Annotated in this window: 17 protein-coding genes; 9 read left to right on the top strand and 8 right to left on the bottom strand. The window is 55.7% G+C overall.

Features of this window, described 5'->3' with window-relative positions; all coding sequences use genetic code 11:
- Positions 1-150 precede the first annotated feature (150 nt).
- Positions 151-2214, top strand: a complete 2064-nt coding sequence (locus ABEA92_RS27200) for a hypothetical protein (protein WP_345688273.1) — start codon at positions 151-153, stop codon at positions 2212-2214.
- On the opposite strand, the gene ABEA92_RS27195 is transcribed toward ABEA92_RS27200, so the two are convergent.
- From ABEA92_RS27195 to ABEA92_RS27180, 4 genes are all read right to left on the bottom strand, one after another.
- Positions 2184-4889: a protein kinase domain-containing protein gene (locus tag ABEA92_RS27195; protein ID WP_345688271.1), complete on the bottom strand. Its 2706-nt coding sequence runs from the start codon at positions 4887-4889 to the stop codon at positions 2184-2186. The genes ABEA92_RS27200 and ABEA92_RS27195 overlap by 31 nt on opposite strands.
- A gap of 262 nt (positions 4890-5151) precedes the next feature.
- Complete coding sequence (locus tag ABEA92_RS27190; protein ID WP_345688269.1) at positions 5152-5775, bottom strand: ECF-type sigma factor; 624 nt, start codon at positions 5773-5775, stop codon at positions 5152-5154.
- A gap of 173 nt (positions 5776-5948) precedes the next feature.
- Positions 5949-6299 carry a hypothetical protein gene (locus ABEA92_RS27185; RefSeq protein ID WP_345688267.1) on the bottom strand — a complete coding sequence of 117 codons (351 nt, stop codon included), beginning with the start codon at positions 6297-6299 and terminating at the stop codon, positions 5949-5951.
- 100 nt (positions 6300-6399) lie between these two features.
- Positions 6400-7794: an MgtC/SapB family protein gene (locus tag ABEA92_RS27180; RefSeq protein ID WP_345688265.1), complete on the bottom strand. Its 1395-nt coding sequence runs from the start codon at positions 7792-7794 to the stop codon at positions 6400-6402.
- Between the two features lie 200 nt (positions 7795-7994).
- Between ABEA92_RS27180 and ABEA92_RS27175 the strand changes: the two genes are divergently transcribed.
- Positions 7995-8876 carry a PP2C family protein-serine/threonine phosphatase gene (locus tag ABEA92_RS27175; protein ID WP_345688263.1) on the top strand — a complete coding sequence of 294 codons (882 nt, stop codon included), beginning with the start codon at positions 7995-7997 and terminating at the stop codon, positions 8874-8876.
- Positions 8877-8929: 53 nt separating this feature from the next.
- Here the strand turns inward: ABEA92_RS27175 and ABEA92_RS27170 are convergent, their stop codons facing one another.
- Both ABEA92_RS27170 and ABEA92_RS27165 read right to left on the bottom strand, forming a co-directional pair.
- Positions 8930-9421, bottom strand: coding sequence for a gamma-glutamylcyclotransferase family protein (locus ABEA92_RS27170; RefSeq protein WP_345688261.1), 492 nt, complete (start codon positions 9419-9421; stop codon positions 8930-8932).
- Positions 9422-9431: 10 nt separating this feature from the next.
- On the bottom strand, positions 9432-9659 hold the full coding sequence (locus ABEA92_RS27165) for an FmdB family zinc ribbon protein (protein WP_345688259.1): 228 nt from the start codon (positions 9657-9659) through the stop codon (positions 9432-9434).
- A 90-nt stretch (positions 9660-9749) separates the two neighbouring features.
- On the opposite strand from ABEA92_RS27165, the gene ABEA92_RS27160 reads away from it, so the two are divergent.
- Positions 9750-10421 carry an NAD(P)H-hydrate epimerase gene (locus tag ABEA92_RS27160; RefSeq protein ID WP_345688257.1) on the top strand — a complete coding sequence of 224 codons (672 nt, stop codon included), beginning with the start codon at positions 9750-9752 and terminating at the stop codon, positions 10419-10421.
- Between the two features lie 32 nt (positions 10422-10453).
- On the opposite strand, the gene ABEA92_RS27155 is transcribed toward ABEA92_RS27160, so the two are convergent.
- Positions 10454-11728 (bottom strand): PP2C family protein-serine/threonine phosphatase, encoded by a 1275-nt coding sequence (locus tag ABEA92_RS27155; RefSeq protein ID WP_345688255.1) that lies wholly within the window; start codon positions 11726-11728, stop codon positions 10454-10456.
- A gap of 679 nt (positions 11729-12407) precedes the next feature.
- Between ABEA92_RS27155 and ABEA92_RS27150 the strand changes: the two genes are divergently transcribed.
- The 5 genes from ABEA92_RS27150 (at position 12408) to tmk (ending at position 19618) form a co-directional block, all read left to right on the top strand.
- Positions 12408-13925: an aldehyde dehydrogenase family protein gene (locus tag ABEA92_RS27150; protein WP_345688253.1), complete on the top strand. Its 1518-nt coding sequence runs from the start codon at positions 12408-12410 to the stop codon at positions 13923-13925.
- Between the two features lie 165 nt (positions 13926-14090).
- Positions 14091-15701 (top strand): phytoene desaturase family protein, encoded by a 1611-nt coding sequence (locus tag ABEA92_RS27145; RefSeq protein ID WP_345688251.1) that lies wholly within the window; start codon positions 14091-14093, stop codon positions 15699-15701.
- Positions 15702-15844: 143 nt separating this feature from the next.
- Positions 15845-18256, top strand: coding sequence for a PAS domain-containing sensor histidine kinase (locus ABEA92_RS27140; protein WP_345688249.1), 2412 nt, complete (start codon positions 15845-15847; stop codon positions 18254-18256).
- Complete coding sequence (locus tag ABEA92_RS27135; RefSeq protein ID WP_345688247.1) at positions 18253-18708, top strand: response regulator; 456 nt, start codon at positions 18253-18255, stop codon at positions 18706-18708. The genes ABEA92_RS27140 and ABEA92_RS27135 overlap by 4 nt, the downstream gene beginning before the upstream one ends.
- 289 nt (positions 18709-18997) lie before the next feature.
- Complete coding sequence (gene tmk, locus ABEA92_RS27130; RefSeq protein ID WP_345688245.1) at positions 18998-19618, top strand: dTMP kinase; 621 nt, start codon at positions 18998-19000, stop codon at positions 19616-19618.
- A 24-nt stretch (positions 19619-19642) separates the two neighbouring features.
- On the opposite strand, the gene ABEA92_RS27125 is transcribed toward tmk, so the two are convergent.
- Positions 19643-20593, bottom strand: coding sequence for a DUF4349 domain-containing protein (locus ABEA92_RS27125; RefSeq protein ID WP_345688243.1), 951 nt, complete (start codon positions 20591-20593; stop codon positions 19643-19645).
- A 247-nt stretch (positions 20594-20840) separates the two neighbouring features.
- On the opposite strand from ABEA92_RS27125, the gene ABEA92_RS27120 reads away from it, so the two are divergent.
- Positions 20841-24167: a LamG-like jellyroll fold domain-containing protein gene (locus ABEA92_RS27120; protein ID WP_345688241.1), complete on the top strand. Its 3327-nt coding sequence runs from the start codon at positions 20841-20843 to the stop codon at positions 24165-24167.

Raw genomic sequence — 24167 nt, 5'->3', positions numbered from 1 at the left:
AAACGTAGGGGTCTGCGGCAGACCCTGATATATTAAATGAGTACAGGATTCGTTGGCAGGACAATCGCCGACGTCCTTTGACGATCGCATTGACCGGCTGCACTACACTTTTCACCACGCCATCGGCACGGCTGTTTTTGGGGAAATGACATGGATTCAAACAAAATCAAAGAATTGGCGATCAAGCATGTCGAGAAAGTCATTCTGGCGATTTTCGCCGTTGTCTCCGCATTCCTTGTTTACCAAGCGACGCAATTGCCCGAGTTCACCCAGGAACCGACGCGGCTTCGGGACGACGCGACTCGCGTGAAAAATGAAGTCGACGACGATCATACCGACGCGATCATCCCCGAACGCGAAGCCTTGGCGATCGACATCGTCGAACGGACCAAACGGACGATCAAGCCAGTCGACATCAAGATCGGCTACACGCAGGTGGGCACGTGGAAAGAGATTCCACGAAACGAATCCTTCAAGCGACGTGATCCCGAATTATTTGCGCCGCTGAAGTTGAAGATGAACAGCGTGATTGGCACCATGGCCATCCGTTCCAAAGACGGCGTGTATTCATTGGCAGAGCTCGAGCCAGCCGATCCGATTGTGGTGGAAGAAAAGAAAGAGCGTCCCCGTCGTAGTTCACGACGCGGCCGTGGCATGGGCAGTGATGAAGGAATGTACGACGAGATGTCGGGAATGATGGGCATGGAAGAAGACATGTCGGGAATGATGGGCATGGAAATGTCTGGCATGATGGGTACCGAAGGCAGCATGGCAGGAGCCGCGGTTCGCCGATTGGATCCAAATTACAAAAAGTCACTCTATTCGGTTCCGGCGACGTTGACCGATTTCCGAACTGGCGGCCAAATGAAGCCGGTCCCCATGGTCGCCCGCTTCATCGCAGGAACGGCGGCGTTACCGCACAAAGCGATCTACGAATCGTTCAGTCGATCGCTAAGCGATTCGTCGAACTATCGTCCGGAAGATCGAGACACGCCCAAATACTGGAATTTTCAGGTTCAACGGGCTGACGTCACCGACAAATCGGTTGATCAATTGGTCGACAGCGACTGGATCGATCGCAAGGACCGAAAATTCCACACCACGATCGCTGCCGTGTTGTGGGCAGGCACTGCACCCGAGTTGGTTCCGGTTGATTACCGCGACGACTTGCTGACGATGTGGATTCCTCCGATGCTGATGGAAGATTATTCCGGGTTTGCCTTGCATCCCATGATCCCGATGCTCACCAAAGCGGAACTTGAAACGCTTAACAAGCCTGTGGTCGAGGTTGATAATCCAGAAGACATCCTTGGCAAAGGCAAAATTTTTGACGGCATCGACATCAAACGCACCGATGTGAATTTGAACGAGGCCGGTCGAGAGGATGGGATGATGATGGATAGCGGTTATCAGATGACTTCTCCCTATGGATTTGCCGGTGTCGAAGAGAATCCGTCCAACTACAAAATGATCCGCTTTTTCGACTTTGATTACTCCTTTGACGACACTTCGCCCAAACCGGGTCGTAAATACGTTTATCGTGTCCGGGTTTCGGTCAAAGACCCGAACTTTCCTGACAATCCGCTGCTACAACCTGCTGCGAAAACGCTTCATCCTGAGGCCTACGAACGCGTAAGCGAACTCCAAGCCAAGGCCGAAAAGAAGTACGCCCCCGAACGAGCGAAAGGAACCCGTCGATCGATCAGCGAGTTCCGAGATTTTGAACGCTGGACGCCTTGGAGCGAACCAAGTGAGCCGGTTTCACTGCCCACCGAAAACACCGTGTTGGCTGGTCCGGTGGTTCCACCTTCGACCAAAACGCTGAACTTCCGAAACCGCAGCATCCCGTATGCTAAAAACGAGCCGACCGCGAAGATGGTGGTTTCAAAATTTGACGCCGCGTTGCGAACCCGCGTCCCAATGCAAATCGATGCCACCGAGGGCACCGTATTGAGCAAGACGGCCGAATCGACCGACGTGATTGATCCATTGACATTGGAAATCAAAAAGCTTCCTGACGCGAAAATCAGCAATCGCTCGACGGTCATCGCAATCGACGGTGGGAATCCGCTTTCAATCGTCACGAGCGACGATTTGAAAGAGCCCGGCAGTGTGCTGATCTTCAAGGACAACGGCAAGCTGGATGTTTCCAGCGAAGTGGACGACTTGCAGCCGTACCGAATCTATTCATTTGCCGACGAGAAGGGCGAATAGGTCAGCGGCAGAATTTCAGCAGCCCTCGGCAACCGTCTTGCCGAGGCAAAGCTGGGATGGCCCGCTAACAGCAGCGGCAACATCGGCGGCGTTGAATCGGCGAGCGTCCCCAGTTCGACATCGTCAATCCCGCCGCTGATCCGCGAATCTAAGATCGCTTGGTTCAACAGCGTGCCAAATGGCCCGTACGGATACTCGGCGAGGTCAACCGTTTGGCGGATGCCATAGTAGGTTTCCGCTGTCAACTTGGTGCCGAAATCGACGCCAACATGTTCCGCAGCGGCCGCGTCAAAGTCGCCGCTGTGTTCATACAGATCGATCAGCAGGCCGCGAGCGAGCCGATTGTCCGGATGGGAATTGCGTAGCCGTTTCGCATCCGCGATCGCACGCTCGATATTGCCAAAACTCCAATGCGCCCGAGCGAGCCCCACTTTGGCGATGACCGACAACGGATTGAGCTGCGTCGCCTCACGAAGCAGACGCAGCGCCTCGGCTTGGTTGCCTCGCGTTAATTCGAGCAGTCCAAGTTGGCGATAGACCTGCCAAAAATTTTGCTCCACTAAAAGCAATTGGTTTAGGATTCGTGCGGCCTCGTCGTACCGATACAGGGTTTGCCAAAGCAACATCGCGTCGGCCAAACGCGCACTCGCCAAATTGGGATCGAGCTTCAATGCTTCCTCGGCCGATTCACGCGCAGCTTGGATCAATGCGATCGATTCCTCCGTCGGGCTCTGCGCGGCCAACGTGATCGAGGTCAACGCGATGCCGCCCAGCGGTGCTGCCCAGCTTTTGTCTTGCCGGTGTGCCGACCGGAAACACGACAATGCTTTTCGCAATCCTTCGGGGCTGTCTGGATCCGCACGCCCAACGCCATCTACTAAACAGCTAAACGATCCTTGGTTGAGTGGCGATTCGTTACCACCGGACGTGGTCAGCGAGCGACCGACCGCAGCCGCCAAATCGGATGCAAGCTGAGATTTTTCTAGCAGACTTGCTCCGGGTTCGGACACAAACGATGCCCCCCACAATTGATTTCCAGTTCGCGTCGAAACGATTTGCAAGTTGATTTCCTCGAGCAGTTTTTCGCCGCGAAGAATCGTTTTAAGGTTTCCGGTCACGAGTGCATCGACCTCAAGCTCGCGACCAATCGCCTGGATCTCATCGCGGTTGTGCGCGACAAAAGGACGAAACGGAGTCACGTTGACGTCTTTGAGTCGGCTGAGTTCATTGACCAACAGCATGGCTATCTCGTCGCCGCCTTCGATCGTTTGATCGCCGAGCGGTTGCCCCGCGGCTAAGGACGCGAGCCGAGTGGGTTCGCCTTGCATGCTGGTGAAGGACAAAACCGCCAAACTATCGATATCACGGAGCGATTCGGTTCGGTACTGCACAGCCAAGCCGCCGAGAATGCCTCCCAGTGCACCGCCCGTGACAAGTTCAAAGAAGCGGCGACGCACGAACACACCGGCGCCGTAACCATGTTCGAGCTGTTGTTCGATTGGATCGACCGCCGCTCCGCGGCGACGCAGTCGCAACGCGATGTCGTCCGCCGATGCGGGACGTTTGGAAACCTCTTTGTTCAAACATTCGTTAATCAAATCGGCCAGCTCGACGTCGGTGCGTCGACGAAGCGGATCGGTTTCGGGCGTCGACTCGAGCGTCGAAGCAAACCGAGCGCTGGCGGTTGCGCCGTCAAACGCACGCTTGTGGTAGAACGCTTCGAACAACAAACATCCCAGTGCGAAGATGTCCGCGGCGGGTCCCGCCGTTTCACCCCGGGCCTGTTCCGGAGCCATGTAGCCGGGCGTCCCCATGACGACCCCTTCGCTTGTGCGTCCACCGGGATCGCCGTCGAACAACCCACGTTCGGAACGCGACAATCCAAAGTCGAAAAGCTTGACGGCGATCGGCCGCGCGATCGCCCCGTTTTTCGACGAGGTTCGCTCCGGCCGTTTTGATTCCGCTGAACCACTCTGCATGACCATGATGTTTTGCGGCTTCAAATCGCGATGGACCACGCCGGCACGGTGAGCGACTGCCAACGCGTCTGCGATCTGAGCCCCGATGTGACGGACGGTCGCTGCGTTGCAAGGCGTTTTGGCCAAATATTGGTCCAACGTCTCGCCTTCGAGCAGTTCCATCACGGCAAACGGATTCGCATCGTTCACCCCCACGTCAAACAGTTCGACAATGTTGGGGTGGCTCAATGCGGCGACCGCACGCGCCTCGCGTTCAAAGCGTTCACAGAGCGACGCCCGTTTTTCTTGGTCCCGAATCGAATTGCCGGCAGCCAGCATTTTGATGGCGACCTTACGATCCAGCCGCGTGTCGATCGCTTCGTAGACGATCCCCATCCCGCCTTGGCCGAGGATGCGGCTAATCAAGTAAGGACCTATTTTGTGGCCAATTGATTCAGACGTCCCCCCCGCAAGCGGCAGTGCGTGCGTGGTAAAGGCAAACGTGGACCGAGCCGGGTCGGTTGAATCAGACTTGGATATTTCGTCACGAATCGCGATCAATTCGTTCCGCAAAATTTCAGCATGTTTTCCCGCTTGCGCTTCAATCACGCTCTCGATCGAGGGGGCGTTGCCGTTTCGCAGAGCCTTTTCGTAGTCGAGACAGATCGCGTCGAGTCGGGCCAGTTCGGTTGCAGTCAAATCATTCAGATCCATCATTTTTTACTCCAGCATCACACGAGCGTTGGCAGCTTCCATTCTGCATTGCATTCACTGAACAGCCCACTGTCCTAAACCGACCGGCTCTCGCAGGCCGCTACCGACGATCGGCCAGCGTCCGACTGCGTCTTCGAAACAAACAAAATCGACGCACACGGGAACACCAAACGCCCTTAGTGCGTCCGATAGCCAAGGAATCAACGTGTCACTTCGTGGCAGCCCGGTCGGCAAACCCACACGGTACTTTTAGCACACATGTTCTTTAACCCGGTTCGTCCGCTTTGGCTTCGGTCCACATCCGCCGAATTAGCTGTAAACGTCGTTCAACCGCGCGTTTACTGAGCTCAAGCCGTTCTGCGATCTCGTCAACGAGAAAACCGTCCATCCGCATTACGGCGATTTGGCGAAGTTGTTCATCGCCCAGATGTTCCAGCAACGTTTCACATGCTTCGGCAAGTTCGGCCCGCACATCGGGCGATGAATCGTCGCTGGGGACATTTCCGATGCCCACCTCTCGGCCTTGCTCGTTCGGATCGATAAAAACCGATTCGCCACGGATGTTGCCTCCCCCGCGTTTTTGCCGGGTGTGGTGCCGTAAATGGGCGTTGACCTTGCGTGAGGTGAGCGTGATTAGCAGGCCCCAAAGGTTCTCGGGGGCGTGCAGATCCGGAAATTGATCTCGGCGAACCCCTGCAATGAAGCTCTGGAACGCCGCAATCGCAATGTCCTCTTCGTCTGCGGTTCTACGCAAATTGGGGGGCATCCGTTTGGCCGCCAATCGCACCAAACTTTGGTAATAGTCGTTCCACAACGTCTCGGTTGCCGCCTCGTCACCGATGCGGACTCGTTCGAGAAGCTCGAGAAATTCACTTCCAGATTCGTCCATACCATCAATGATAGACCGAATGGGGGTACTATGGGAACGTGGGTTTGATCGCTCCACGCGTCCCAAGCTACGAAATCGGGACGCCATGCCGGGGTAAACAGGAACCGCCCGGGCTGGATTAATCAGCACGGATGTTCGTTCTCAGATGTGACGTTCCACCGTAATCGAAGCGACTAATTTCCGCGGTCGTCATCGGATGATTCGATCTGATCTGCTTTCGCCTCGGCCTCGGCCTCGACCTGGTCGGCCAATGCTTCGCCTTCGACCTCGACGCGATCCGCGATTCGCTCGAGTTCGGCTTGCGGCCGGTCATCGCGTTGCCGAGTTTCTTCGGCAAGCATCTCGACCGCGGTTCGCGTCATTTCGGCCTTACGATCCGCTTCGCTGCGAACCGCGTCGGCTTGATGTTCGCTCGGCGATCGTGAGCACCCCACTCCGCAGCAAAGCAAACCGCTCAATACCAACGACGTCATCGCCATCGGGATACCGGACGATGTTCGATAGTGTGTTGTCAGTTCCTTCATGTTCATCGTTGCTCGTGTAAATTTTGATGCGAGTCTCAATCTCAGGTTTAAGTCTCTCGCGGCATTTCAATTCTGCAGCCAGCCGCCTCGGATGCGGCGTTTAGTCGGATGATTCGGAATCTGGCTGTCTTGCTGGATCATCCGTTGCCTCGGAATCAGCCAGCAGCTCTGCTTCGGACTGCATCTCTGCATCCGGTTGCACCTGCGAATCAAACCATTCGGCCGGCATTTCGATGTTCACGTCTTGCCAGAAAGCGAGCAGCGCACCGCCCCCCAACAGCGCGATGCCAAACAGCAACGCGACGTACCACAACAGTCGCCTGTTTCCTAAAAACGCGACGACGCCTGCTTTGAAAACAAGGTTCGACATGGTGGCAATCAAGATCACACGCCATGCGGTTGAGCCGTCGACGCGGCCGTCATTAAAAAGCTTCGCGGTCGACAGCGTGATCGCGTCCACGTCGGTCAAACCCGAAATCATCGCGATCCCGTACAAGGCACCACTTCCAAACAGATCTTTGGCTGCCGCCACGATAAACAGCACCACGGCATACAGCACCCCAAACACAATCGCCGGTTTCAGTTGGGCAGGGTTATCGTGCTTGGGGGGCTGCGTCGCTTGTTTTCGCAAAGGAATGAACAGTACCACACACTCCACCGTCATCAACAGCAACATTGCCAACAATGGTAGCGCTGCGACACGTAGCAATGCCGGCGCGACCACCGCGATCTCGAACAACACCCGCACGTTCACAATGGTCGAAGCAATCACGATCACCAAAGCGGCCATCGCATTTGCGTCGCCGCCGCGTTTGGCTTGCCGGGCATAGCTAACGGTCGTTGCGGTGCTTGAAATCAAACCACCCAACACGCCGCCTAGAACGGCTCCCGCACGCGGCCCCACCAATCGAAACGCGACGTAAGCGACCATGCTGATCCCGACAATCAACACAACCATTCGCCAAATACTGTAGGGGTTTAGCACGTCGTAAGGACCAAATGTTTCGTTGGGCAGCACGGGCAGGATGACCAACCCGATCAGCGCAAGGTGGATGACGCTACGAATCTCGTTCTCGCCCATCCGCACGACCATCGCATGCAGGCGTTTTTTCCAGTGCAGTAACACCGCCGCGATCCCGCTGGTCACGATCGCCGGTCCGTACAACCCCACACCGACGGCGACGCCAACCACGCACATCAATAGCGCAGCCATTTCGGTCGTCATTCCAAAATCAAATTCGCCTGCACCGATTTTTGCTACGTTCGCGATCGCCAGCACGATCGCGACGGAGATCAGTCCCGCCGCGACCAACCATCCTAGATGGTTTTCGGCAGACGCTTGTTCGCCCAACAGCCCACAAAACGTCCCCAACAACGTGATCAATGGAAACGTACGAATCCCCGCGATCTCGGACTCGCTCCATTGACGCTGAAGTCCGACAAGCAGACCAAGGCCTAGGGAAATTGCGATTGCTTGATAGACTTCGAAATTCATTCGCGGGAACGCCGGTAGATCAGAGGGGTAAAACAAAAACGTAGTGGTCGATGACCAATCCTTGGGTCAAACACTCGCTCGTCAAAAAATTCGAGAGCAAACGTTGTACCGGAATGCTTGCAACCAATCTCGATCGGAACAGCGTTTGCTGCTTTGCCCCTCCCTCCCCTTGGCAACGAACATTGAACTAGGAATTCCCGATGAATGGCGTCCCTTTCGATATCTCTGGCGGTTCGGACATTGGTCAAAAGCGATCCGAAAACCAGGATCACTATTTGATCGCGGATCTACGACGGCAATTGATTGTTCGCGGAACGGACGTCCCGAGTGCGGAACATCGCGAAATGTTTGGATGCCAAGAAGGCAATCTGTTGGTCGTGGCCGACGGCATGGGCGGCCATCGCGATGGAGAACGCGCCAGTCGTACGGCGATCGAAGCGACGGCCCAGTATGTCTTGGACATGATGCACTGGTTTCTGAAACTGTGTTCCGATGACGAACAAGACTTTATCGACGAATTATCCGAATCGCTAACCACGATCCAGCAAAAGATTTGGTCGGTCGGCGAGAGTGACCATCGCCGCATGGGCACAACCGTTACGATGGCCTATTTGCTCGGATCACGGATGTACGTGGTGCACGCCGGAGACAGCCGCTGTTACCTGCTCCGCGACAAAACGCTGAAACAACTGACGACCGACCACACCGTCGCCCAACAATTGATTGACGCCGGAGCCCTGCGAGAATCCGACGAGGCGATTCAGCAATGGCGACACGTGCTGTGGAACTGCGTCGGCGGTGGAAACCAAGCGGTCCGCCCCGAAGCTGTCCGCTGTCAACTGCGAACCGGCGATGTCCTGCTGTTATGTAGCGACGGATTGACCGGCATGCTTGACGACGATCGCATTGCGTCCATCTTGACGGCGAACAAGGACAGCAAGACCAGCGTTAAGAAATTGATCGACGCGGCGAACGTCGCAGGCGGTGAAGACAATATCTCAGCCATCGTTTGCCGGATCAATCAGATCGACGAGAACTGCGACACCAATCCGGCGACCGAACTCGACACCACCACTGGTTAGCGATTCTTCAAATCACTAGATGATTAGCCCCCCCGGGGGTCGTATGCGACTCGCTAACGATTGCCAATGGCATCTTTGATTGGCGGCGAGCGGTGGGGGACGACGCTGGCAATCATCGCGTGATATTCCGTTGGCAAGCCATGCTCAATCGCCCCCTTGATCACATGGTCGTGATACCAGTCGGCGGGGACCAGCGAATCGTCGATGCGATCGGTGATGGCTTGATACAGAAACGTGGTGACGGTCCGATTTTCGACATGCACTTCGACCGTGGCGTGTTCGTAGCCAACCCCGAGTGACTCGCAGCGGTCGAGCTCCTCTTTTTCACTGAGCAGCGTTTCGTAGATCACGCCCCAGAGGATGTCGCTGTGGTCATGGGTGGCAAACGCGTTCGCTTTGCCGGTCCCGTCCATACCCCGTTTATGAAAACGCAGCGTCCGCCCGCGAACAAACCCAACGCCCAACACGGTCGCGCTAGGGCATCGGGCGCGCAGCCGCGACGTCGACATATTGGACCCGTAAGCAAAATGATGAAATGTATGCATACCGCCCACGCTACATCTGGCAACCGCCGCCACAGCAGCGGGGCATCCCACATGCCTCGCCTGCGCCGGCGACCGGCAACGACGCGCCGCTGCGGACCGCCGGAGCCGCGGTCACGCTCAATTGCCGTTCCATTTTTTTATTGCCACAATGAGGGCATTCGGCAACTTCGTCTTCACGACGCAATAATACTTCGACCACCTGTTTACAGGGTTTGCATTCGTATTCGTAGAGGGGCATCGTCTTGTAAAATCTCTGCAAGGGAAGAGTTTGTTGCCTCGATTATAGACAAAGCACTTCATTTTCCGCAAAACATGTTTGGCCGCCGCAATGAAAATTAAATCTCTTAGCCGTCAACAGGTTCGATCCATCGACCAGCAGGCGATCGAAGACTATGGCATGACAGGTTTGGTGTTGATGGAAAATGCCGGACGGGGTGCCGCGGAGGTGATCCAGCAAAACGCGGCGACCGGCCGCGTTGTGATCTTGTGTGGCAAAGGCAACAACGGGGGCGACGGCTACGTGATCGCGCGTCATTTGGATTTGATGGAACGCCAAGTCCGTGTCGTCTCGGTCGTCGAAATTGACTCGTTGTCGGGTGATGCCGCCGCCAACGCGGCGATCGCCCAAAAGGCCGAACTGGACGTGCAAGTCGCCACTACCGCCGAGGCAATTAAAACTCATTTAAGCGATGCGGATGTCATTGTTGACTGTCTGCTCGGCACCGGAGCGACGGGGCCGCTACGAGGCATTTACGCCGACGCGGTGAAAGTCGCCAACCAAATTAAAGCAACGCGAATCGCGATCGATGTGCCGACGGGGATGGATGTCGACAGCGGCGAGGCGGACCCGCACACCTTCCAAGCCGAATTGACGATCACGTTTGTTGCGAAGAAGACCGGGTTTGAATTCGAAGGAACGCAATCGCTGCTTGGCGACATCGAAGTCGTCCCGATCGGAGTGCCGCGCAAACTGCTGCGACCATGGGCGTTGGCGGATTGACCGCGGCTGGTCAAAGGATTCGTTAACCAACGCTATCGTTCGATGTCCGTCTCATTGGCGGCGCGATTGTTCAGTTCACGCAGTTGGTGCATCGTCTCGATAATCGCTTCGGCCTGCAATCGAATGGCGCGTTTGAACTGCGCCGCTTCGACACACGCATTGCCTTGTTTTTGCAGCTTGTCGATTTTATCCCAATCCATCAACCAATTTCGCTGCGACGCGGCGGTGCGAAGCTCTTCGACAGTTTCGCCCAAGCGATCATAGATCTCTTTGTTGGGTTTGGCTTGGTAACGGCGATAGGGCCCCTTGCCGCCAGTCGTCTTTACCAGCGGCCGTGTCTTGTGCTTGGGTTTGCTCTGCAGATACTGTGCGACACAAAAACCCGCCGCGATGACGCCCAGGATGAATGCGATGATCATTGGCCCCATCGCTTTGCTGACCGGGGTCTGCAGCACCACCATCGCCAACCCCAGTCCCAAAGCGCCGACGAAACAGATGATTGCGGTTCCAATCAACAGCGGCGATACCGCAGCCGGTTCCTGTTTTCGCAAGTGCCGCTTCGATTGAGTCGGCTTGCTGGTCTGCTCGGCAAAGTCTTCGGCCACGCGGACAATGATGACGGTCGAATTATCGGGGCCGCCTCTTAGATTGGCTAAATCGATCAAGACTCGCGTTGCCAAATCCTCTGGCAAACAATCCATGATCGTCGCGATTTCCTCGTCTTCGACTTGGCCTGATAGTCCGTCGCTGCACAGCAGGAATTGATCCCCAGCCTGGATTTCGAAAGGGCCTTCTAAATCGACTTCGACATTGGCGTTGGGACCAAGCGAACGCGTGATCACATTTTTTGGGATCGATTGTCCCAACACGCTATCGGGATGGATTTGACCGCTCGCTTCCATCTCCCAAACCAGCGAATGATCGAACGTCAATTGTTCGAGGATGCCGTCGCGCAATCGGTAGGCCCGCGAATCACCCACATGCGCAATGACCGCGCCAACCGGCAAAATCGCCAAACTGCTGGCGGTCGTTCCCATATTATGAAATTCGGGATTCTGTTGACCGCGACGGTGAATTTCCGCATTGGATTCTCGCACCGCAATCCGCAGCGCTTCGGATGAATCCTCTTCGGTCGAGCGAAAATATTGCATTGCAATGTGCTCGGTCGCCAAGCGGCTAGCCAATTCGCCGGCCGCGTGGGCCCCCATCCCGTCGGCAACCACAAACAGATGCCCGCGGTGATAAAACCGCTCGGGGCTTCCCGCCATCAACACCGCCATCGAATCTTGATTATTGGCGCGCCGCATACCGACATCCGTCAGCTGCGAATAGTGAATACCAGGCTTCCAAGATTCCGACACAGATAGTTGACTCGCGTCGAGGTGGTTCAAAGTCATACAGGCCTATATTGTAACCCTCGCATCGTTCAGAGGGTTCAGACGACCCTCCGTTTTTCAGCCCCCAAGAACAAAAACAGTCCGGTCGTCTCGTTTAACCGTTCATTTCTAGACATCGCGGATAAGCGGTGCCTTTCACGCAGTGCTATAATCCGCCCCAACAACCACCCAGCGGTACATCTACATGCCGCCGCGTTACCACGTTTCCGCTGCAAGCTCGATCTCGCTGCAAACCCGATCCGTTGTCGAGAACCGTCATCATCTCGCTGAACGGTTCACAGTGTATCGGTTCGATACACTTACATGTACTCCCCATCGACAATGAATGTCCACTGCGGCCGGGGTGCGACAGTCCGTCTAACCCCACGGACCGATGATGCTTCGGATTCAGTAATATTCGGTCACCCGTTTTGACGGTAATTCGATCACCATCGAAACAACACCGCCGATCGGCGTCGGAGAAACCATCCGGGCTAGGCTGGGCGGCTTCCCGACCGACTAAAATTTTGTCATCCTCGATCCTTGCTGCCCGCCGGGCCGATCACGCAAACAACGCGCATTCGGCTTGCACTTATTCTGGGGGGCTGGCATGCGATTCCTTTTTCTTACGCCAAGCACCCAAACGGCTAGCGACAAGATTTCGATTTCCGTGGCGACACCGACGAAGGCCGCTCGATTGCAATACAGATCTGCGAAACCGTGGAGCGATTTGCCAATTCGCCAACGCTGCAAAACGGTCGCGGCCGCTCGCTTTTTGATCGCTCGCCACGTCGATGATTTGACTCGGCTGTGTGCCAGCCAACAACGCACCGATTCACTCGAAACGGTCACCGCCGAACTCATTCCCTTGTGCGATGCGCTGCACTACCTGGGACGCAAAGGGGCGGCAATTCTACGAACTCGCCGGATCGGCGTGGTCGGACGTCCGCTTTGGATGTGGGGAGTCCACAGCGTGGTGCAGCGGATTCCCCATGGCACCGTGCTGATCCTGGGGACGTGGAACTACCCATTGTTTTTGGTCGGAGTGCAAGTTGCTCAAGCGTTAGCAGCCGGCAATCGCGTGCAACTAAAACCGGCCGAGGGCTGCGAAACGTTGACTCGCCGATTGGTCGAATGTTTCTACGAGGCAGGCGTCCCACGTGACGTGCTGGTGCAACTCGATTCGTCGGTAGAGGCGGCTCGAGAAACACTCGACAACACGTCCACCGATTCCGGCGACCCACGAATCGACCTTGTCGTTTTGACAGGATCGGCGGACACGGGACGAAAGATACTCAAGCAGACGGCGAATTCGTTGACGCCGTCGATCATGGAGCTAAGCGGATGTGATGCCGTCGTTGTGCTGCCCGGCGCGTCCATCCCGCGAGTTTGCGAGTTTCTAAAATTTGGCCTACCCCTCAACAGTGGTGCGACCTGCATCGGCCCTCGACGGATCATTGTCGAAGATTCGCCGCAGGCCGACCAATTGGTAGAAAATCTGTGCCGGCAACTCGAGTCGATTGACACGCCCTTTACAATCCATCCTGCCGCACGCGAACGAGCGACCCAAACGATTACTAACGCCATCGCTGCCGGTGCAATCGATGTCACCGATCGTTTCGATGCCGCGACGTTAGCCTCCAACGGCACGATGCCCCCTTTGGTGCTGGACCACGTCAGCGTCGAGGATGAAATCGCGTCGGCGGATCTGTTCGCCCCGGTGACCAGCGTCATCCGTGTCTCGAAAATCCAAGACGCGGTCGCTGCGATCAATCAAAACCGCTATCGTTTGGCGGCCTCGGTATTTGGTCCCGATCGTGATGCGGTCGCGTTCGCGAATCAGTTGGACGTCGGCTCGGTTGCGATTAACGATTTGATCGCACCAACGGCCGATCCACGCGTACCGTTTGGCGGACGGGGGAACAGCGGATTCGGAATCACTCGCGGTGACGAAGGTTTGCTGGCGATGACGGTGCCGAGAGTGATCAGCCGGCGACGGGGTCGTTTCGCCGCTCATCTGTTGCCACGCAATGAAACAACACGTCACAAAATGCCGATCCTGCTACAACTACTGCATGCCAAAGGCATGGCCGCCCGCTGGCGAGCGATGCGGCGACTGATCTCGTGACGCGGGCCTAATCGTCAACGCGGGCCTAATCGTCAACGCGGTCCTAATCGTCAACGCGGGCCCACCGCCATCAGTGCACGTCGTAGCCATTTACAAACACTACATCAGTCGCCACCTCCGTTTTTGATTCCTGCTGCACCTCGTTTTTCAAAGAATCCAAGCATCATGAGTGCCACAACCATAACAGAGTCCAAGGTAATCGTGATCGGTGGCGGATTAGCGGGGCTGGGGGCGGCGTGTGTGTTGGCCGCGCGAGGACACCGCGTCACGGTGCTTGAGAAAAACGATTGGCTCGGAGGCAAAGCGGCCGTGCTCAGCGAAGAGGGGTTTCGGTTCGACATGGGACCGACCATCGTGACGCTGCCGAGTGTGCTGCGACGGATCTTCACCGAAGCGGGGCGAAACATGGATGATTACCTCAACATGGTTCCGCTCGATCCACAGTGGCGCTGCTTCTTTGAAAAGGACAATCACGGCGAGCAAAACGTGCTCGATTTGGTGGCGGATGTCGATACGATGGCGGCGAACATCGACCAGTTCAGCGGAGCGTCCACCGATGGCGCCGGCTACCGCAATTTCATGTCAATCAGCGAAAAACTGCATGGCGTTTCCGATCGTTTCTTCTTTTGGCGAAGCGTCGGTGGTTTGCGAGACACGATGCAAGTCGGCGGCGCGTTTTCGGCGGCCGTGCTAAGCGATGTGATGGCGCTACGCATGGGCAAAAGTGTCGCTTCGGTGGTTCGCCAACACGTCAGCGACGCACGTGTCGCTCAAATGATGGACCATTTCACTCAATACGTCGGCTCGTCTCCCTACGCGTCACCCGCGGTGCTTTGTGGGATCGCGCACATGCAAACCGACGAAGGCATTTGGTACCCGATCGGCGGTACCCGCGCTGTCCCCGAAGCGTTGACCCGATTGGCCGAGGAATTGGGGGTCACGTTTCGCACCGGAACCGACGTGATGCGAATCACCACTTCGTCGCCGCGACCGGGGAAATCAACACACGTCACCGGTGTTGTCACCGCAACGGGAGAAACAATTGCCTGCGATGCGATCGTTAGCAATTGCGATGCTGTGCGGACGTATCGAGAACTGCTCGACGGCACGCCCGAATCGATCAAGTTTGGCAAAGCCGATCGCCACGAACCGGCCTGCAGTGGCGTGGTGTTGTATCTCGGACTGAACCGCCGTTACTCGCAACTGCTGCATCACAATTTTGTCTTTTCGCGCGACCCAGAGACCGAGTTTGACTTTATCTACAACCGCGGCGAGCCGGCGCCGGATCCGTCGGCCTACGTCTGCGCCCCGGCGATCAGCGAACCGAACGTTGCCCCACCGGGCTGCGAAGCGTTGTATGTCTTGGTGCACACACCCTATTTGCGTCCCAACCACAATTGGCACGCGATGTTGCCGGCGTACCGCGAAACGATTTTGAACAAATTGGAATCGGCAGCAGGAATGGGCGGAATTCGCGACGCGATCGTCTACGAATCGGCGCTGACGCCCGAAGACATCCATCATCGCTACCGCGTGCTCAACGGAGCGATTTACGGATTGGCAAGCCACGGCAAGTACTTGGGTGCGTTCAAACCTGCCAATCGCCGCCGTGACATTTCGGGCTTGTATTTGGCAGGCGGTGCGGCTCATCCCGGTCCCGGCATGCCGATGGTGTTGATGAGCGGGTGGATTGCGGCGGATTCGCTAGACACCGACACGCAACCCGAAACCGTCGGCGCCGGCGGTTCCGTCAATGCTGGCGAGAGCCGACGCTGAGGCACGCTTGCTCCAACCACCGAAAAAAAAATCAGAGGCGAAAAACAATCGCGAGACAGTGGGGAACCAAACCCGCCAGTCGAGAATGGGTTAAAATTTAGCGACAGACGCTGCCCTATTCTCTTTTCGAACACGCTGAACGTTTGAACGCCTTCAATTCACATCATCGTGGACTCGTCATCGCTGCCGCTGTTGCGACGGCTATCTTTGTCATCGACTGCAATGTCGAGCGAAATCTGGCGATCAGCGTGCTGTACATCGTGGCTGTCTGGATCGCCTACGCGACGCATCGCCGAAGCGTTGTTTTAATCGCCGCCGCGGTATGCAGCCTGCTGACGCCGCTGGGATGGTACTTATCGCCCGGCGATGCCGGTGGAATCGACGCGGTTTGGAACCGAGTGCTGTCGCTGCTGGCGATTTGGATTACCGCCGGGCTGTGTTGGAAAGCGTTGTCACTGGATGCTCAACGCAATACTAGCAATTTGCTTGGTGAACACTTGCAGCAGGAATTGAAGTCAGAACACCATCGCTTCACCGAGGTGCAAGAACGCTGCAAATTGACGATCGACGCGGCCTTGGACGCGGTGGTCATGATCGACCAAAACAGCCAAATCATTGGATGGAACAAACAAGCCGAACTGACATTCGGTTGGGCGCGTTCCGAGGCACTCGGGCAATCGATGGCCGAATTGATCATCCCCGATCGATTCCGCGAAGAATATCTCCGTTGTCTGCAACGTTTTGAACAAGATGGCGACGGCACGACCATGGATCAACGCATGGAAATGTCGGCGCTGCGTCGTGACGGCGAAGAGTTTCCGATTGAATTGAGCATCATCTTGCTTCGCTGCGACGATGACCACCAATTTAGCGTCTTTATCCGTGACATCACCGAACACAAAGCGACCCTCGAGGAACTTCGCAAACGCGATCAGCAAATCACGACGCTACTGAACTCAACCGCCGAAGGCATCTACGGCATCGATCTGGAAGGCCGCTGTACGTTTGCCAATACAACCTGTGCCCGGTTGCTTGGCTACGACACGCCTGAGGAATTGTTTGGCGCGAACATGCACCAATTGATTCACCATTCGCGAATCGATGGCACGCCCTATGCACAGTCCGATTGCCAGATTTATCAGGCGTTTCGTAAAAACGAAGGGGTGCATGTGGACGACGAGCACTTTTGGCGAAAGGACGGCACCTCGTTTTCGGTCGAATATTGGTCCTATCCGGTCCATGTCGAAGGCGCGCTCGGCGGTTCCGTGGTGACCTTTGTCGATACGTCCGATCGAAAACGACGCGAGCATCTGCAAACGAAACGGTACGAAGAGCTCGAAGGCCGAGTCGCACTACACGACCAAGAGTTGGTTGCGATGCGGGACCGCTTGGATCTGGCACTCGAAGGCGCCAATGTGGGGCTGTGGGACTGGGATGCGGTCACCGACGAAGTCTATTTTTCCAAAACCGCCAAGACCCAGCTGGGATATGATGCCGAGATGCCGTGGACGCATTTTCGTGATTGGGAAACTCGACTACATCCCGATGATCATGACGAGGCGTTGCAGTGCGTCAAGAAATACTTTCAAGAACGCGGGGAGGTTTACCAGTCGACGTTTCGGCTGCGCTGCGAGAATGGCACCTACCGCTGGATTTTGTCACAGGGGCATGGCGAGTTCGACGAATCCGGCAAACCACTGCGTTTGATCGGCGTGCATATCGACATTCACGAACAGATCGAAAACGAAAAGATCCTGGAATGGCTCAACGGCGAGCTGTCGCGAACGATCGACGCGTTGCATTCGAGCAACATCGATCTTCAGCAATTTGCCTACGTCGCTTCTCACGACCTGCAGACGCCGCTGCGGGCGATCGCCAATTTTGCCCAATTCCTACAAGATGATTATGCGGGAAAACTGGATGCGACCGCCGACGATTATCTGCAGCGGATCGTCCAGGGGGCTCATCGGATGCAACAGTTGATTCGCGATCTGTTGGGCTATTCACGCGTCGAATCCCGAGCGGCTCCGTTCCAACCAACGTCCCTGAATGATGCGTTTCAGGATGCCCTAGAGATGTTAAGTTCATCGATCGCCGAGACGGGGGCTCGCGTGACCCGCGATGAATTGCCTACGATTCAGGCCGATAAGTCGCAAATGTCTCAATTATTGACCAATTTGATTGGGAACGCCGTGAAATATCATGGCGACAAACCGCCCGAGGTTCACGTTTGGGCTGAAACCAACGACGAATTTCACACGCTTTTTGTGCGAGACAACGGCATCGGCATAAGCCCGCAGCATCACGAACGCGTGTTCGAAATTTTTCGCCGCCTGCATACTCAAACCGCGTACCCGGGCACCGGAATTGGACTGGCCGTTTGTCGCCGAATCGTCAACCGCCATGGCGGTGATATTTCAGTAAAATCCCAAGAAGGCAAAGGAAGCACGTTCGTGTTTACGATCCCCGTGAACCAACCTGAAGTCGATGAATTCGACGCCGACAACCCGGATGCGATCAGCATCGGACACGACAAGGCGCTGAGGGACGTATGAAAATCGCGGATAGTGGTCGACCAGCCGAAGTGTTGTTGGTCGAAGACAACGAAGACGACGTCATCATCACACGACGTGGGTTCAACAAATCGGACCTGCCGGTCAATCTTCATCGCGTCGAAAATGGCGAAGAGTGTATGCAGTTTCTTCGCAAAACGGGTCAATACGCCGATGCGCCGACTCCCGATCTGATTCTGCTCGATCTGAACATGCCGGTCAAAGATGGCCGCGAGGTGCTGTCGGAAATCGTCGCCGACGAGCAGCTGCGGCGGCTGGCGGTCGTCGTGCTGACGACCTCGGAATCCGACCAAGACCTGTTGACGATGTATGACTTGCGATGCAGTTCCTACATCCTGAAACCGGTCGATTTCAAAGAATTCCAGCAAGTGATCAAGTACATCGGCGAGTACTGGTTCACGATCGTCGTGCTGCCCAACGGCCGATCCGAATAAAATCGGTTCATCGTTGGAGTGATCGTGTTTCGGCGGTATCAGCCACCACACCGCTCTGATTGCGTTTGCTAGCCGCGCGGCGCGAGCCGCCCGGTCAAAATCGAACGCTTTCCTCGCCGCAACCGGACAGCTCGCGCCGTGCCGCTGCCGAAGTTAATGGCATTGCCCGCGTCGCAGCGATTTCATCGATCGTTGCTCTTACGACCTGCCCCCTGTCATCTCGAGCCAAAATCGTCAGAATCAAACACTCATCGTCTCTGAAGAATCCCCGCTGTTTCCGTTCTTATCTATGTCCTCTGCTTCCCCTCGCGGCGTGTTTATTGTCATTGACGGCATTGATGGCGCCGGAAAATCGACCCAAGTGCAACGGTTGTGTGACTCGCTGCGGACACAGGGGTTTCGCGTGACCCAGTCTCGTGAACCGACCGATGGGACGTGGGGAAAAATGATTCGCAACAGCGCAACGACGGGCCGTTTGTCGCTCGAAGACGAACTTCGAGCGTTTGTCGAAGATCGACGTGAACACGTTTCCACGCTGATCCAACCCGCACTTGCCGACGGCCAAATCGTCGTTGTCGATCGCTATTTTTATTCAACCGTCGCCTACCAAGGCATCCGGGGCGCCGACACCGACGCGCTGCTTGCGGAGATGAGGACCGAGTTTCCAATCCCCGATTTGACATTGTTCTTTGATTTGCCGGTCGCGGTGGCACTACAGCGGATCTCGGAAACACGCGGCGACGCACCCAATGAATTTGAACAAGAGGAAGCGCTCACCGAAATCCGTAAATCATTTCATCACATGGCCGAGCGATGTGACGAAGTGGAACTGCTTGACTGCACCCCATCGATGGACGTGGTTGCGGCCAACATCGCATCCCGCGTCGATCAAGTCCTTGCGTCGCGTTAGTAGCCCGACTCACGCGAAGGCTCGCTAGATCGCGTTGCGAGTGTAAATCCGCCGCCGCACCGTCCGAGCGACGATGATCACGGGAATCCCCAACACCATCGCCCACGGCAAGACGGCGGTCAGTGCAATCAACACGTTTTCACCGAGTTGACGTAGCGAACGCAGCGATCCACCGAACGCGGTTGCGATGCGGTCGGTGAACGTAGGTGCCGCCGGCGGGACATACTCTTTTTCTTCGCGAACGTCGATCGTCACCGTTGCCAGCGATGTGCGATCGGCAAGCAATCGCAATCGACCTTCCATGCGTTCGATTTCTTCTCGCACACGAGCCAATTCACGCTCGATTTCCAAAACGTCCGACAACTTGCCCGTCCGCTCTGCTAACATCGTGATGATCCGTTCTTCGAGTTTGCGATTGTTTCGCACACGAGCCTCGACGTCGACATATTCCTCGGTCACGTCCTGAGCGTCCTCGCGACGTGATTCGGCAAATCCCAATCCGCCGACACCACTGACAAATTCGTGATAGCGATCAACCGGAACGCGAACGACCCACGTCCCGCTTTGCCGATCGTTGTAGCGGCGATCGGTTTGGCTTTTGGAAATGAACCCGTCGACGGATTGGACCAACCGAGGCAGCGAGGTTTCGAACTCGCTGTATGTCTTGACGATCAATCCAAGCGAAGTGTTGTAGATGATGCGGCGTTTCGCCTTCTCTTTTTCAACGGATTGTTCGTCGGAGCCTTCCTCGTCTCTCTGTAAAGTCGAATTTGTAACATTCGCCAAACTTTGGCCCTGGCGACTCACCGCGTCTGCGGTGGCGGCGAGATCCGAATCGACCGCCGCCGATGATTCGATCATGTCCATCTTGCCTGAAAATCGCGAATTCGGATTCTCACCACATCCCACCACCATCAGGGCAAACGTGGTGACGATCAGCAGGTGATTCCAGAAAATGTCGTGTCGAATTGGCATCGTCGTGCTTTCTCGCTTTGTCATGGCAAGTTCAATACGAGCACCCCCAACGCGGGAGCGTCAATAGTACGACGAGGGACTCTCCCCTGCGGATTTTAAAAACCGAATGAAAGTGCAAAGAAGTTTCAGGTTTCTTCGCACTGAACAATTGGGGGCTTGGGTGACATGCCGATTCCTGCTGGGGTAAAAACCAAGGCAAGCAGATAACCGCACCGCTAGAACACACCCTTTTCCGAACGCACGCACCATGATCGATATGACACTTGGCCGAAGCCGCTGTTCCATCCTTGTCACCGGATGTCTTGTTCTCGCGTTAGGTTCCGCGTTATCCGCTAACGCACAGCAGAATCAAGCTCATCACTGGGATTTTTCACCCGCGTCACTCAATGGGACGACGCTTTCTGCCCTTCAAGGCGAAATCCGTTTAACGCTGCCCCATTCGGATTCGATCGACAAGGACGCTCCGTTTGGTTGGATCAAGAAGGCATCGAGTTTCATTGAAATTGACACGCCCAATCAATCCGCAATCCTTCCGAAATCGGCGTTCAGCATTTCCGCATGGGTTCGGACGGACAAGTTTTCCGATTGGACCGGAATCATCAGTGCCATCGAAGACAATGGCGGTGAAGAATACGGGTGGATGCTGGGGTTGCAGGGCAGTTCGTTCACCTTTGCGTTGGCAAGCACGCAATCGGATGATGGAAACGGACTGCTGACGTATTGCAAAGCACCGCTGTCTAGTCTGGCGGGTCGCTGGTCATTGGTGAGTGCCACCTATGACGGTGACACGATGCGATTGTTCGTCGACGGCAAATTGGTGAATCAATCGTCGAAACAAAAAGGCGACGTGCTGTATCCGAAGCAAGGCGTACGGTTGGTCATCGGCGCCTATGTCGACCAAGACGAGACGCATCCGTTAAACGGACGCATTGGCGAATGCTGGATTACTCCCGTGGTATGGTCGCCCGACGCGGTGCAAAAGCTTTACACCGTCGGACGGGAACGATATCCCGATACACCACTTATCCAGCACGATCCACTTGATGGGTTTGCCGTTCGCCGCTTCGAAACGGAATCCGAAGACGATTCGGAATCCGCTCGGTTGCCCAATGCCCAGCTGATCGCGCCGGCCGGTGACACTTTGATGTATCCGGCTCGACCGGTGGACGCTGCAATCTCGAGTGACAATGCGGTGATCGCGGTCAAAGACAATGTTGCCGTCGTGTTTCTTGATGCCAAGACTTGGACGGTCATCGATCGTCTGCCCTTTCCTGATGGCGGTGCGTCGATGCATGGGATCGTTTTTGCCGCGGATGGCAAAACGCTGTGGGCCACCAACGCGCAGCAGTCGTTGTTCGAAGCCACCAAGAAAGCCAATCGATGGATGTGGACACGAGTGATCGCACTTCCCGGTTCCGATGGCGGGCATTCGCATCCCTGCGGCATCGCCCACGACGCAGATCGTGATCGTTTGTACGTTTGTTTATCACGCAACAACACGGTTGCCGAGATCGATTTGAACACGGGGCAGCTATTGCGAGAAATTCCTGTCGGTGTCGCTCCTTATGATGTCGTGCTGTTACCTCAGCAGCAATCATTGATCGTCAGCAATTGGGGAGGCCGTCATCCACGCGATGATGAAAAATCAGCACCGTCGAGTGGCACTGATGTGTTAGTCGACGATCGTGGCGTCGCCAAGAGCGGTACGGTCGGACGTGTCGATTTGGCATCGGCGGTGCAAGTTCGCGAGGTCCACACAGGGCTGCATCCCGCCGACCTCGAACTCGCTGCGGATGGCGAAACAATTTATGTCGCCAACGCGAACTCGGACACCGTTTCCATGATTCGCACTTCGGACATGTCGATACTGCAATCGATTGTGGTCCGTCCTGACCCAAATTTGCCGTACGGTTCCGCGACGAATGCCTTGGCGCTCTCCGATGACGGGCGGACGTTGTACGCAGCCAATGGCGGAAACAATGCGATCGGCGTGCTCAAACGCAACGATACCGACACCGCCTGGAGTTTGACCGGATTCATTCCCACCGCCTGGTATCCTGCGGCAGTGGTTTTCGCCGACGAATCGATTTTTGTTGCCAATACCAAAGGAATCGGATCGCGAAACAACGCCGATCCCAACAAATTCAGTGTCAAGCAATTTTTGGGTGTTGTGTCCAAAGTCGCGGTTCCAACGGACACCGAGCTTGCCCAATACACCGAAGATGCACGGCGGTTGATCCAAGTCCCGCGGATGTTGCGTCAACAAATCCAATCCGAGCGAACCAAGGTGGTCGCTCCGGTCGCGGTTCCCAAACAAGTCGGACATCCCAGTTTGATCAAACACGTGGTTTATGTGATCAAAGAGAACCGGACTTATGACCAAGTGTTGGGGGATTTGCCGCAAGGCGATGGCGAGCCAAAACTCTGTGATTATCCTCGCGCGATCACCCCCAACCATCATCGTTTGGCTGAGCAATTTGTACTGCTCGACAATTTTTACTGTAACGGTGTGAACAGCTCCGACGGACACTCCTGGGCCACCGAAGGTAATGTCACCGACCACTTGGAAAAATCGTTTGGCGGGTTTACGCGAAGTTACTCGTTTGGGGATGATCCGCTGAACTATAGCAGCACCGGATTTGTCTGGGACAACGTTCTGCTACACGGTTTAAGTTTTCGTAATTACGGCGAGATGGATTACGCAGGTACGATTCCCGAAGACGCGTCCTTTAGCCAAATCTACGAGGATTTCAAATCGGGCACTCACAAGATTGGATTTACCAAGTCGATCGGTATCGAGACGCTGGCGCGATACAGTTGCCCCAGCTATCCCGGTTGGAACATGCGGATTCCCGACGTCTTGCGTGCGAAGGCGTTCATTGATGAATTGCAAATCGCCCAGCGAAAAGGTGAATGGTACGACTTTATGATTGTCTATCTACCGCAAGACCATACATCGGGTATGTCTTCAGGAATGCCTCATCCACAGGCTCATATGGCAGACAATGACTTGGCACTCGGCCAAGTGGTCGAGGCGATTTCGAAAAGCCCATTTTGGAAGGAAACTGCGGTCTTTGTCGTCGAAGATGATCCGCAAGCCGGTTACGACCACATCGACGGACACCGTAGCGTATGCTTGGTCGCAAGTCCGTACACTCGGCGTGGAGCCGTCGTCAGCAATTTCTATAACCAAACTTCGGTGCTGCACACCATGCAGCGGATTCTGGGATTGCCGCCGATGAATCAAATGGATGCTACCGCGCCGATCATGTTTGATTGCTTCCGTGACACCCCTGATTTCACTGCGTACGAATCCGTGGTTCCCGAAACGCCGCTAAACAAGATCATGAGTGGCCCAGAGGCTTATCCCGAAAATATGAAGAAATGGTTCGTCGCGACTGCCAACGAAGATTTCGAGGGCTTTAACCGTGCAGACGAAGACACGTTGAACCGAATTTTGTGGCATGCCGCTCGTGGCGACGACGTGCCTTATCCCGCTGAATGGGCCGGTGCCCACGGCCGCGGGCTGAAGCAACGAGGGCTGATGATTAGCGAAGATGACGACGACGACTGA

The sequence above is a fragment of the Novipirellula caenicola genome (assembly GCF_039545035.1).
Lineage (GTDB): Bacteria > Planctomycetota > Planctomycetia > Pirellulales > Pirellulaceae > Novipirellula > Novipirellula caenicola.
The sequence above is the reverse complement of the archived record's forward strand: the minus strand, read 5'-3'. Positions and strand labels throughout refer to the sequence as shown.